Origin of the sequence: Kitasatospora sp. NPDC004669, from assembly GCF_040609455.1 — a bacterium.
Taxonomy (GTDB): domain Bacteria; phylum Actinomycetota; class Actinomycetes; order Streptomycetales; family Streptomycetaceae; genus Kitasatospora.
In genome coordinates this window covers 121826-133791 of record NZ_JBEXKB010000010.1, presented here as the reverse complement: position 1 = coordinate 133791, position 11966 = coordinate 121826, and the positions used below count along the sequence as shown (strand labels likewise).

13 protein-coding genes are annotated in these 11966 nt (G+C 72.7%); 4 read left to right on the top strand and 9 right to left on the bottom strand.

The genetic code is table 11. From position 1 onward, the window contains the following. Positions 1-137 precede the first annotated feature (137 nt). Complete coding sequence (locus tag ABZW30_RS11290; RefSeq protein ID WP_355670814.1) at positions 138-1457, bottom strand: MFS transporter; 1320 nt, start codon at positions 1455-1457, stop codon at positions 138-140. 171 nt (positions 1458-1628) lie between these two features. Between ABZW30_RS11290 and ABZW30_RS11285 the strand changes: the two genes are divergently transcribed. The 3 genes from ABZW30_RS11285 (at position 1629) to ABZW30_RS11275 (ending at position 3268) form a co-directional block, all read left to right on the top strand. Further along, on the top strand, positions 1629-2348 hold the full coding sequence (locus ABZW30_RS11285) for a TetR/AcrR family transcriptional regulator C-terminal domain-containing protein (protein ID WP_355670813.1): 720 nt from the start codon (positions 1629-1631) through the stop codon (positions 2346-2348). Positions 2349-2353: 5 nt separating this feature from the next. Further along, positions 2354-2866, top strand: coding sequence for an isochorismatase family protein (locus tag ABZW30_RS11280; protein ID WP_355670812.1), 513 nt, complete (start codon positions 2354-2356; stop codon positions 2864-2866). 201 nt (positions 2867-3067) lie between these two features. Further along, positions 3068-3268 (top strand): hypothetical protein, encoded by a 201-nt coding sequence (locus ABZW30_RS11275; protein ID WP_355670811.1) that lies wholly within the window; start codon positions 3068-3070, stop codon positions 3266-3268. 32 nt (positions 3269-3300) lie between these two features. Here the strand turns inward: ABZW30_RS11275 and ABZW30_RS11270 are convergent, their stop codons facing one another. The 6 genes from ABZW30_RS11270 to murQ all read right to left on the bottom strand — a co-directional run bounded on the left by ABZW30_RS11270 (position 3301) and on the right by murQ (position 9683). Continuing rightward, a complete protein-coding gene (locus tag ABZW30_RS11270) occupies positions 3301-4275 on the bottom strand; it encodes an IS630 family transposase (RefSeq protein ID WP_355670810.1) in 975 nt (324 codons plus the stop codon). Positions 4276-4478: 203 nt separating this feature from the next. Then, positions 4479-5390 carry an SDR family oxidoreductase gene (locus ABZW30_RS11265; protein WP_355670809.1) on the bottom strand — a complete coding sequence of 304 codons (912 nt, stop codon included), beginning with the start codon at positions 5388-5390 and terminating at the stop codon, positions 4479-4481. Then, positions 5387-5950 carry a TetR/AcrR family transcriptional regulator gene (locus tag ABZW30_RS11260; protein ID WP_355670877.1) on the bottom strand — a complete coding sequence of 188 codons (564 nt, stop codon included), beginning with the start codon at positions 5948-5950 and terminating at the stop codon, positions 5387-5389. Before ABZW30_RS11260 ends, ABZW30_RS11265 begins: the two co-directional genes overlap by 4 nt. Positions 5951-6358: 408 nt before the next feature. Further along, on the bottom strand, positions 6359-7267 hold the full coding sequence (locus ABZW30_RS11255; protein WP_355670808.1) for a hypothetical protein: 909 nt from the start codon (positions 7265-7267) through the stop codon (positions 6359-6361). Continuing rightward, on the bottom strand, positions 7264-8280 hold the full coding sequence (locus ABZW30_RS11250) for an SPFH domain-containing protein (protein WP_355670807.1): 1017 nt from the start codon (positions 8278-8280) through the stop codon (positions 7264-7266). Before ABZW30_RS11250 ends, ABZW30_RS11255 begins: the two co-directional genes overlap by 4 nt. A gap of 497 nt (positions 8281-8777) precedes the next feature. Continuing rightward, positions 8778-9683, bottom strand: a complete 906-nt coding sequence (gene murQ / locus ABZW30_RS11245) for an N-acetylmuramic acid 6-phosphate etherase (RefSeq protein WP_355670806.1) — start codon at positions 9681-9683, stop codon at positions 8778-8780. Between the two features lie 67 nt (positions 9684-9750). Here murQ and ABZW30_RS11240 point away from each other — a divergent pair, with 67 nt between their 5' ends. Then, positions 9751-10374 (top strand): endonuclease, encoded by a 624-nt coding sequence (locus ABZW30_RS11240; protein ID WP_355670805.1) that lies wholly within the window; start codon positions 9751-9753, stop codon positions 10372-10374. Positions 10375-10447: 73 nt separating this feature from the next. On the opposite strand, the gene ABZW30_RS11235 is transcribed toward ABZW30_RS11240, so the two are convergent. Together ABZW30_RS11235 and ABZW30_RS11230 are read right to left on the bottom strand one after the other, a co-directional pair. Then, on the bottom strand, positions 10448-11128 hold the full coding sequence (locus ABZW30_RS11235) for a DUF6445 family protein (protein WP_355670804.1): 681 nt from the start codon (positions 11126-11128) through the stop codon (positions 10448-10450). 84 nt (positions 11129-11212) lie between these two features. Further along, a complete protein-coding gene (locus ABZW30_RS11230) occupies positions 11213-11929 on the bottom strand; it encodes a helix-turn-helix domain-containing protein (protein WP_355670803.1) in 717 nt (238 codons plus the stop codon). Positions 11930-11966: the final 37 nt, after the last annotated feature.

Here is an 11966-nt window from a genome sequence, read left to right as displayed (position 1 = left end):
GCCCGGGGGAGGGCGTGCCGGATCGCCGCCCTGGCGGACGTCGACCGTGTCGCCCGGTGCGGCACCGGCGATCCGCGCCGGCTCGGCGGGTCGGTCGCGCGGCACCGCTTCCTGCTCCCGGCGGGCTGAACCGGCGGTCACGTGCTGGGCTCCGGGGTCGACTGCTGCGGGTGCTGCGGGTGCTGCGGGTGCTGCGGGTGCTGCGGGTGCTGCGGGTGCTCGCGCTGGTCGTAGCGCCAGAGCGCGGGGAGCGCTGCCGACAGGACGGCGCCGCTGCCCAGGCAGAGCAGACCGCCGGTGCGCAGCGCGGCCCGGATGCCCTGGCGGGCGGCGAGGCCGCCGGCCCGCAGGTCGCCCAGGGCGGGCCCGGCGGAGCCGATCAGCATCTCCAGACCCGCGGCGCGGCCTCGGAGTTCGTCCGGAATGGACTGGTTCCAGATGGCGCTGCGGAAGGTGTCGCCGATCCAGTGGCCGCCGCCCGCGACGATCAGGCAGAGCAGTACGGCCCACAGGCCCGGGGCGAAGGCGGCCGCGGCGGTGGCCGCGCCGACCAGGGAGGCGGAGAGCAGGACCAGCCGCCCGTGTCGGTGCACCCGCTCGGTCCAGCCGCCGGTGGCGGCCGCGATCAGGCTGCCGGCCGCGGACGCCGAGTAGAGCAGGCCGAGCGCCCAGACCGCGTCCAACTCCTCGGCCAGGAACGGGAAGAGTGCGGTGGGCAGGGCGAAGACGGTGGCCGCGAGGTCGGCCAGGTAGGTGCCGATCAGATCGGGCCGCCGCGCCGCGTAGCGGGCGCCCTCGGTGAACTCGCGCAGCCGGGGCGCCTCGGCGTCGCGCTCAGAGGGGATCGGCCGGACCTGGGCGAGCAGGGCGATCGACAGCAGGAAGGTGGCGAGGTCGACCAGGTAGGCCGCCGGGACCCCGGCGGTCGCGATCAGCACCCCGGCGAGGGCCGGCCCGGCCACGCCGCCGATACTCCAGCGCAGCGAGAGCAGCGCCCCGGCCGCCACCAGCTGATCGTGCGGCACCAGTCGGGGGATCATCGCCTCGACCGAGGGCTGCTGCAGGCCCTGGATGGCCGCCGCCAGTCCGGCGGCGAGGTAGAGCGGCCAGACGGCGGGTGTGCCGAGCAGCGCGTTGGCCAGCAGCAGGGCGCTGAGCGCGGCCAGCGCGACCTCGGTGAGCAGGGCGACGGTGCGGCGGTCGGCGCGGTCGGCGAGCACGCCGCCGTAGAGGCCGAACACGATGGTGGGTGCGAGTTCGACCGCGCCCACCGCGCCCACGGCGAGCGGGGAGTCGGTGAGGTGGGCGATCTGCAGCGGGATCGCGGTCATGGTGAAGATCGAGCCGAGCAGGGTGACCGTGCCGGAGGTCCAGGTCAGCCGGAAGTCCCGGGAGGACCGCCAGGGGGCGGTGTTCGGCAGCAGTCGGGACCAGACGCGGTCCGTTCCTGAGGTCATGAGGGGGTTGGTCCCTTCGTGGCCGTCGTTCTCGTGACGGCGTCCTTGGCGATGGTGCGCGGGACCTGTCGCTGAGTGTGATCGTCAGGTCCTTATCACTGATAAAGTCCGGCTTGGAACTTAGCGGCGATAAGGTGGGTCTCGCAAGCGGATAACCGGGAGGCCGAGCGGATGGCACTGCAACGCGACGAGGTGGTGCGCACCGCGCTGCGCGTGCTCAACGAGGAGGGCATCGACGGGCTCAGCACCCGGCGGCTCGCCCGGGAGCTCGGCGTGCAGTCACCGGCGCTGTACTGGCACTTCAAGAACAAGCGGGAACTGCTCGACCTGATGGCGGAGGCGATGCTCGCCGAGGCCCTCCCGCCCGACCGTGAGTCGGACCCGGAGCACTGGCCCGAGTGGATCGCCGCCGACGCCCGGGCCAAGCGCAACGCCCTGCTCGCCTACCGTGACGGTGCCCGGGTGCACGCCGGCACGCTGCCCACCGAAGACGAACTTCCGGCGGTCGAGGCCCAGTTGGGCGCCCTGTGCCGGGCCGGACTGCGCCCGCGCACCGCGCTGCGGCTGCTGCTGACCGTCGACCGGTACATCATGGGCTGGGTCACCGAGGAGCAGGCCTGGCGGCAGGACGCCGCAGAGCGCGCCCGGCCGCCCTTCCCGGACGAGGCGCTGCGCGAACTGCCGCTGCTGAGCGAGGCGGTGGACGTACTGCGGATGACCAACCACGACGCCGACTTCGAGTACGGGCTGCGGGTGCTGATCGAGGGGTTCCGGGCCGAGATCGCGCGTGAGGCGTCGGGTTCGCCTGAGAGTGCGGGTGCAGGTGCGCCTGAGGGTGCGGGCGCGGGTTCTCGTGAGGATGTGACCGGTGCCGGGCATCGGCTAGCGTGAGCGCCATGACCACCCTTGACCCCCGTACCACCGCCCTGGTCCTGATCGACCTGATGGACCGGATCGTCGCCAACCCGCTCGCGCCGCACACCGGTTCGGAGGTGGTGGCGGCCTCGCTGGAGCTCGCCAAGGCCTTCCGCGCCGCCGGTGCCCCCGTCGTCGCGGTGCGCGTCGAGCGGCCCGGCGTGGCCGAGCAGCCGCCCGGCAGCGAGCTGTCGGCCGAGGTCGAGGCGGCGGCCGACGAGGTCGTGGTGAAGCGCACCATCGGCGCCTTCCAGGGCACCGGGCTGCACGAACTGCTCCAGGCGCGCGGCGTGGAGACGCTGGTGTTCACCGGGATCGCCACCAACCTCGGCGTGGAGTCCAGCGCCCGCGCGGCCGCCGACCACGGCTACCGGCTGGTGTTCGTCGAGGACGCGATGACCGGGCTGACGGAGGCGGAGCACCGGGCCTCGGTGGAGCTCGACTTCCCGCGGCTGGGCGAGGTCGTGGCGGCCGCCGACCTTCAGCTGGGCTAAGGCGTGGCTGCGGGCGGCCTGCGGCTGGGCTAAGTGGTTGGCCGCGTAAGTCCTTCGGGGGTTTGACCACGCTGGTGCAACGGCGCCGCGCCGCGCGTCGTTTCCTTGCGCTTCCTAGGCCTCGCGTGATCAGGAACGGGCGTCACGCCAGTTACAGAAGTCCTGACGTGCAAGCGCCGACCGACCGTATGATGATCGATCGTGAAGGCCAGGAGGGTGTGCGGCGAGTGGCGCATCGAGATCATTCGAGAGAACCACGCGTCGGAAGAACCCGGCCCGGGAGTGACCCTGATACGCATCACGCGCGGTGGCTCTGTGCTGGGTGACGCGCGGACCATCAACATGGTGAAGGCCGTCCTGGCCCGGCACGGTGGCCCGGAAATCGCCGAGTTCGGCGAGTAGTGGGCGGCAAGAGCCCCTCGTATCTCCGTCGGTTAAAGGTCGGGGGCGGTGAGGTGGAGCTGGCAGGCGCAGTCGAGGGCGTCCTCGGGGGTGCCAGCACCGAGAAGCCCCAGTCCGAGTTTAAGGCCCGTGCGGCAGCTGCCTGATGACGTACCAAACTGGGAGGAGCCGTTGTCGACGACCCAGAACACCCGCTTCGCGCTGGCGTAGGGTTCCTGGCTCATGACCTGGGTGACCAGGGCCATGAACGGGTCGATGCCGGTACGTGCCCCGGTGCGGCCGAACACCTTCGCGCGCTGGACGTCGTAGGCGGCCAGGTAGGCCAGGGCGCCGCCGCGGCCGTAGGTGTGGTTCACCCGCATGGCCCTCGCCTGCCCCGGTGCGAGGGTGGGATGGCAGCGGCAGCGGGCCTGGATGGAGGTCTTCTCGTCCGCACTGATGACGTATTCGTCCGCACTGAGGGGCGTGCCGTTGAAAGTGCGGACGTACAAGTCCAGCACGCGCTCGGCCTTGCGGCGGAAGTCTGGGTCGGCGATGAAGATCCAGGAGCGGTGCTGCCAAGGCTTGATCGCGTCCCTGGTGAGCCAGCGGCGTACGGTGGACGCCGACAGGGCCGGGACGATGCGGCGGGCGACGGCCTCGCGCGCCAGTTCCGGGCACGACCACCGCGACAGCGGCGTGCCGGTCTCGGCGGGCAGTCGGCAGGCCAGGGCTTTGACCTGCGCGGTCTGCAGAGTGGTGAAGGATGCGGGTCGGCCCGGGCGCTTACGGTCGGTGAGCCCGGGCAGGCCCTGCTCGGCGAACCGTCTCCGCCAGGTCCGTACGGTGTCCAAGTGAACCCCGGTCTCGTGGGCGATGCGCGCGTTGGCCTGTCCCCGCGCCGCCAACAGCACGATGCGTGCTCGTATCCGAGACTGATGGGGTGTCTTGTGACCCCAGGCTGCCTTCTTCAGCCGGTGCCGCTGGGAGGCGGTCAGGGATATCGGGCAGGCGGCGGCAACGGGCATGCAGGCGGGCCGATCGGGGAGAAGTGGATCACGGTCGCCCCTTGTCGGCTCTGCCTGACCGCCTTGGCTGTCGGTCCGGAAGCCTCGTTCAGAACCGCTGCGGTGTCAGCCCGCTTCAGCCACAGTGCCCGAGACCCGCGCTACGGCGGAGACCGACGAGGAGACTTCGGTACAGAACCACGCCGGCGCGTTGCGCCGTGGCGTCACAGAGGGTCTCCCAGCGGCCCATGGTCCTCCTCCAAGGAGTTGGCCCAGTGGGCGGCGAAGTCCGGTTGTGTGCCGTCGGCATCGGTGAACCCGTACTCCTTGTAAAGGTCCCAGGTGGCCAGGGCTCGCCCGCTCTTGGCCATGATGTCGGGGTCGGCGGCCAGCGCGGCAACCGCACGCCCCAGGTAGGCGGGGGTTTCGGAGTGGGCGAAGTTCGGGTCCTTGGCCGCACCGTCCCGCCAGTTGGCCTCGGTCACTCCGAAGTGCTCCAGCATGGCCTCCGAGCGCAGGAAGCCCGGTGTGATAGCAACGGCCGCGATGCCGTGCGCCTTCAGCTCGGCGGCCTGCGCGACGGCGAGGCGGATCACCGCGGACTTCGCGAGGTCGTAGAAGAACGAGCCGCGATAGCGGGCGGTGTTTCCGTCGGTGACCTCCACGACCAGACCGCTCCTGCGGGCGACCATCAACGGAAGTGCGAACCGGCTGGTGATCACGTGGGTCTCCACCGCCCGCCGCAGCAGCCGAAGTCCGGTATCGAGGTCCTGCTCCCACAACGGGTGCGCCCAGTCCGTCAGCTGGTCCCCACCCCATACGGAGTTGACCAGGACATCGAGCCGCCCGTCCTGTTCGGCCGCGATCCGGTCAACCAGGGCACGGACTTCCTCCGGGCGACTGTGATCGGTGCGGACAGGGATGCCGAGGCCGCCGGCGGCGGTGATCTTCTCGGCGGTCTCCTCGATGGTTTCCGGGCGGTCCAGGTCGGAGCGTGCGGCCATGGTGCTGCGACCGGTGACGTACACCGTCGCGCCGGCCGCCCCGAGCTCGCCGGCGATACCCCGCCCGCCGCCCCGGGTACCGCCCGCGACCAGGGCCACCTTCCCCGCCAACGGCCGTGTGGCGTTCATCATGATTCCTCCAGATCGTGGCTGCGACGGGGCGGGATGTGCGGGGCCAGTACGTTGTCGAGCTCTTGCCGGAGCCGCCGCGCGAGGGTGTCTTGGCGATCGAGCGCCCATGTGAGGCCCGCACCGGCGGTGATCGCCTGGACGGACCCAGCCAACGCTGCGACATCCGTCCCGTCTCGGAGCTCGCCTGCGAAGACAGCCTCCGCCAGCAGTGACCGGATCACCCGACCCTGGGCCTGGTGAACGGCCAAGGCATGCTCGTAAAGCTGCGGATCCGCGAGGTCCGTACACAGGAACGCCAGATGGTTCGCGAAGCTCTCAGGCGTGGCCATCGGAGCCATGGACTCCACCACCAGCGCCGCCATCGCCCCGAGCACCGATTCGTGCTCCTCCCGCACCCGCCCGTGCAGCACGTCCGCGTCCTTCGCGGACTGCTCGGCGAGTGCCACAAGCAGGCCGTGCTTGGATCCGAACCGCTGCACGAGGGTGCCGGGCACCAGCCCGACCTCGCGAGCCACGGCAGCCAGCGTCAGCCCTGCAGGACCCACCCGACCGAGCTCCAGCGTGAGCCGATCGCGCTCGCCGCGAGCGGCGGACGCGCCGCTGCCCGTGCCCCGGGGCCGCCCCCGGGGGGCGCCGGCCCAAGCTCGAACCAGACCAGGCGACGGTTCGCAGCAGCGCTACCGCGGCCGGAAGAAGATCACCGACCTGTTCGGTGTACCTCGCTCACGGCGTACGGGCACTTCGACCGGGAGAAGACCGTGCCGCGCCGGCCGAAGAAGGCCGTTGCCGCGAGTGCGACCGGCGACATGGCTTCGCGCCCCACATACCCGTCGCCCTCGGTATCTGTTCGGAAGGCACACCCGGCATCGGCTCCAGTCAACCCCCGAAGGACTTCCAAGCTCGACCACTAAGGCGTGGCCGCGGGCGGCCTGCGGCCGGGTCAGGGCCGGCCCCTCGTGGACCCAGGCTCACCCCGACAGGCGCAGCCGGGTCGTGGAGACGCCCAGGCGCACGCTCTGACCCCAGACGAGTTCCAAGGCGTCCGCCTCGATCCCGTCGCCGAAGGCGACCAGATGCTCGGACTCGACGGTGAGCACCAACTGCCGCCCGCCCTCCAGCACGCCGTGCACACGGCTGGTGCCGGTGCCGGGGGAAGGCCACGCCTCGCGGACGAACCAGGCCAGTGCCGGTGCGCCCGGGGCGGGCAGGGTGACGGGGCCGCCGCGCTCCAGCCAGGCCGAGCGGCACCAGCCGGTGGCGCCCGTACCGGTACCGATCAGGACACCCGAGGACGCCTGGGCCTCCGCTGACCCGGCGCCGTCGGGTGCTCCCTCCACCCCCAGACGGTAGCGCGCCGTCTGGTGGCCGGGCTGCCCGACGTACACCTCGTTCAGCGCGAGCAGCCGCTGGCCGTCGTCCGCGACGGCCTCGACCATCGTGCGCTCCTCCAACGGCCCGTCGCCGTGCGCGACCGCCCGCAGCAACGCGGGCAGGGCGTCCACACGGTGACGCACCAGCACACCGGGGTCGCGGCCGGGGTCGGCATCCACGCCGATCACCGGCTGACCGTCCAGGTACTTGGCGACGTTGGCCACCAACCCGTCCTGGCCGACCACGGCCACCACGTCCCCGGGCTCGAAGAGGAAACGCGGGAGGTCCGCCCGCTCGACCCGGCTGCGCCGCCAGTCCAAGGGGACGGCGGCCGCCGCCTCGGCGAGCGCCGTCGTCTGCCGACGGTGGCGCTGCTCGACCTCCTCCGCCGAGCGGCCCCGGGAGGAGAGGAAGAACGCGACCTGCCCGGGGGTGCCGTGACGGCACACCAACTCCTCGTACTCGGTGCGCCGGTGCACCAGCACCACCCGCGGAGCGGTGGTCACCGCTGCGCTCCGGGGGCGCCGGGGGTGCCGAGGCGGGCCAGCAGACCGGTGAGCACATCCGGGGTGAGGGTCACGCTGTCGATCCGCGGCAGGTGCTCCGCCAGTCGCATCAGTGCCAGTGCCCGCAGCACCGCCGAATCGGCCTGCTGGTGGGCCGCCAGCCAGGCGGCCTCCGCCGCCGCCCGGGCGTCACCGAGTTCGCGGGCGGCCTGGGCCTCGGCGGCGGTCAGCCGGGTGCGGCGCTGCGCCTCGGCCTCGGTGGCGACCCGGTCGGCGGCGGCCTCCTCCTCCGCCTGGAGTCGGCGGTTGGCGCCCTGTTGGGCGAGCAACTGTTCTTCGCGGCGGGCGAGTTCGATGCGGTTGGCGAGCTCGTTCTCGGCGATGCCGCGTTCGTGCTCGACGGCCACCGCGCGACGCTCGAAGGTCGCGCGGTCGGCCTCCTGCTGCACCAGCTCGCGGGCGGGGGTGCGCAGTGCCCGCTCGACTTCCGGCTCGGGCCGCAGCGCCACCACCCGGACGGCGATCACGGCGAGCCCGGTTTCGGCGATCCGAGGCTCGTTGGTGAGGCCTTCGGCCATCCGCTCGCGCACCGTTCTCACCCCGTCCGCGAGGGCGGTGGCGAGCGGGGTGCGGGCGAGCAGGCCGAGGGCGTGCTGCTGGGCGGTCTCGGTGAGCAGGGTGGCGAGCTGGTCGAGCGGGGCTGCGCGCCAGTTCCCGGTGCCGGGGTCGATCCCGAAGTCGACCCTGGTGGCGGCAGTGGCCGGGTCGGTGATCCGGTAGGTGAGCGTCGCCTGGACGGTGAGGTCCTGGAAGTCCGAGGTGCGGGCGTGGAAGAGCATGGCGAGTTCCCGGTCGTCCACCGGCACCTCGGAGATCGCCGCGGTCAGCGGCCGGAACCAGAACGCCAGCCCGGCCCCGTCGTGGGCGACCCGGCCCCGCCGCAGGTGGCGGATGTGCGCGGTGGGAACGGCGCGCAGGTGGTGCAGCCCGAATCGTCTGGTGATGTCGGCCATCGGAAACCCCTTTTCGTCATGCCGACGATATTGGGGCATCTCCATTCTCGTCAAGGTGACGAAAATTGGGTGATGGAGGGCGGGCCGCGGTCCCGGCAGGCCGGTGACGACCATCCGAGCGAAGAAGGCGCTCCTCACCGCCGCCAGCGCGCCCGCGTCCGCGGCGAGGACATCCGCTGGAGCGCCCGCCCCCTCGCCGCGGCAACCTGGTCGAACCGGCGAGACCCTGTGCCAGGCGAGTTGTGGCATGACCTCGGACGCGATCCATCAGTGCGACCGGAGGGTGTCACCGGCATTGGCCGGTGGGGGAATCCGGCTTCCCGCGATGGGGCGCCCCCGGCCGGAGGCTGGGGGAGGGCACGGGCGCAGGGCGGGGGCACGACGGTCTCCGACCCGAACGCCTCTCCACCTGGCCTGAATTCCGGATGCCGGCAGCACCCTCGACGGGCGGCGGCGCCGTACGACACCGCCGTCAACGTCGTTTGGAAGGAGGGCTCCTATCTGCGCGCCAGGTTCAGGGCGTCGCGCAGTCGTCCGTCCGAGGACGTGAGCAGTCGGGCGGCGGTGGGCGCGTCCACGTCGGCGAGCAGGACCAGGATCGCGTCCTTGGTCCGGCCGTCGGTTGCCGTCAGGGCCTGACGGACCGCGTCCTGGTCGGCGCCGGTGGCCTCGGCGACGATCCGTCGGGCGCGCTCGCGCAGCTTGGCGTTGGTGGCCCGGAGGTCGACCATCAGATTTCCGTACGTCCGGCCGAGGCGGACCATCACGGCGGTGGACAGCAGGTTGAGCACCAGCTTCTGCGCCGTTCCCGCCTTCAGGCGGGTGGACCCTGCCAGCACCTCGGGGCCGACCTCCACCTCGATCCCCAGCTCGGCTGCGGCCACCAGCGCCGAGCCCCGGTTGCAGGCCAGCCCGACGGTCAGCGCCCCGGCCGCCCGCGCGGCGCGGACCGCCGCCAGCGGGTAGGGCGTACGGCCCGAGGCGGAGACGCCGACCAGGGTGTCGACCGGGGCGAGACCGAGCGCGGTCACGTCGGCCTCGGCGAGGTCGGTACGGTCCTCGGCGCCCTCCGCGGCCTCCGTCACGGCTGTCCGGCCGCCCGCGATCAGGCCGATGACCAGGGCCGAATCGGTGCCGAAGGTGGGCGGGCACTCGGCGGCGTCCAGTACCCCGAGCCGCCCGGCCGTCCCCGCCCCGGCGTAGACCAGCCGTCCGCCGCGCACCATCCGGGCGGCCACGGCGTCCACCACGGCGGCGATCCGCGTCAACTCCCCGGCGACGACGGTGGGGACGGTCCGGTCCTCGGCGTTCATCAGGCGGAGCAGGTCGAGGGTGGACAGCTGGTCGATCCCGGCCCACTCGGGGCGGACCGTCTCGGTCGGGGGCGCGGCGTCGGGGTTCATGCGGCGAGCGTCCCCAGGTGCGTGCGACCTCAACCCGGGCCAGCGTGGAGGGGAGGAGGTGGTGGCGATGACGCTGGGCGTCCCGGAGCTGCTCGCCCGGTACGGCCGCACCTATGCGGAGGAAGCCGGGATCATCCTGCGCGACGAGCCCTCGCCGCTGTACCGGCTGCTGGTGCTGACCGTGCTCTGCTCGGTGCGGATCAGTGCCGGAACGGCCACGGCGGCGGCGCGGGAGCTTTCGGCCGTCGGCCTGCGGACGCCCGCGGCGATGCTCGGTGCCCGCCGGCGCACGCTGATCGAGGCTCTCGGCCGGGCCCACTACGTGCGGTACGACGAGAGCACCGCCACGGCGCTGGGGAGAGGTGCGGAACTGCTGCTCGACCGCTGGCACGGGGATCTCCGGCGGCTCCGCGAGGAAGCCGGGGGCGAGGCCGGGCGGATCGGCGAGCTGCTACGGGAGTTCCCGCGGATCGGGCCGGTCGGGTCCGAGATCTTCCGGCGCGAGGTCCAGGCGGTCTGGCCCTCCCTGCGGCCGTACTTCGACGAACGAGCGCTGGGGGAGGCACGGGCGCTCGGCCTGCCGGGGAGCCCGGAGGGCTTGGCGGCGCTGGTCGCACCGGAGGAGCCGGCCCGGCTGGCGGCGGCGCTGACGCGGGCGAGTCTGGCGCACGTCGGGGCTGCGGGCGCCTGACCGGGCCTCCGCCGGGCCTCCGCCGGGTCACCCGTCAGGCGCCACCCGTCAGGATCATCTGTCAGGCCGTCCGTCAGGCCATCCAGAAGAACACCGCGGTCATCCGGCGGTCCGCCAGCTCGCCGCCGTAGTAACTCGTGGCGCTGTGGATCAAGTTGGCGTGGTAGAGGAGCAGCTGGTTGTAGCGGTTGGGAACGCGGACGTCCTCGGTGAAGTGGTCGGCGGGCACGTGGCGGGTGCCGAGTGCCTCGACCAGATTGTTGTGCGGGGCGTTGACCAGGTTCCCGCCGAGGCGGCCGCCGGGGAACTGCTGGCGGTAGAAGCTGGTGCCGGCGTCCTTGGGCGCGTCCGGGCTGAGGTAGAGCACGGCGGCGTAGCGGCAGAGCGCGCGGGAGTCGGTGTGTGGGCGGGACTCCGACTCCCCGGCGCCGACGACCTGGACGCAGTTGTGGTTGAGCGTGCCGCCGCCCGGGGTGCTCTGCACCCACAGCCGGGAGGCTCCGGTGGCCTTGCGGACCAGACCCTCGACCCGCGCCAGCTCGTCGGGCTCCAGGCCCGGCATGGTGCGCACGCCCGGCCAGGTCTCGGGGCGGTACGGGTAGCCCTCGGTCCAGTCGCCGCGGGCCAGGACGCGCTCACGGACGGCGTCCGGGTCGGGTAGGACGTTGTCCAGGACCCAGTAGTCCCGGCCGCGAGTGGGCTTGCGGTAAGGCAGGACCGGCAGGGCGGTGGGCCTGATGGGCTGTGAGGGCATGGGCCGACCATAGGGGCGGGGGCCGTCAACCTTCTGCCGTGAACAGGTCAACCTTTCGTCAAGTGCGGTGTTGGTGCGGGGTCTTCATCGCCGCGTCGCGACCCGAGGGGCGGGGCCGGTGGACGGCGCGGGGGCCGCCTGGTCCGCACGGACGGCGTAGCTGCCGAGGGCGCCCTCCAATCGGTCGAAGGCGCGGGCGGCCCAGGGGTGTACGGCGGCGGCGATGGCGGTGTGCTCCGCGCCGGCCAGGGTGCGGCGGAACACCTCGGTGAACACCGCCCGGTCGACGGCGGCGAGCAGGGCGGCGGCGACGCGGCTCTCGAAGTCGACGCCCTCGGGATTGCCCGGGGTCGCGTGCACGGCTTCGGCCAGTGCCTCGGCGAGCGCGGTCTCGCCCTGTTCGTTCAGTTCGCGCAGCCGGGCGCCCAGGGCCGGGCTCTCGGCGATCGTGCGGGCGAAGTCCTGGCCGGAGAAGCCGAGCCGCGGGTCGTGCCGGTCGAGCGCGGCCAGGCAGTCGCGGCGCAGCGCGGCGAGGGCGGACTCGCCGGGGGCGCGCCCGGCGACGGTGTGGGCGAGTCGGAGGACGAGCTCCTCGTGGAGGTCGAAGAAGAGGTCCTCCTTGCGCGGGAAGTGGTTGGTGACGGTCATCTTGGCGACGCCCGCGGCGGTCGCGACCTCGGCGATGGTCGTCCGGTCGAAGCCCTGCTCGATGAAGAGCCTGGTCGCGGCGTGCGAGATCGCCTCGCGGGTGCGGCGCTTGTTGAGCTCGCGCAGGTTCGGCGTGGTCCCGGTGTCGGTCATGGCAGGAGCCTAGCGCAGTTCGATGGGTCGAGCACAG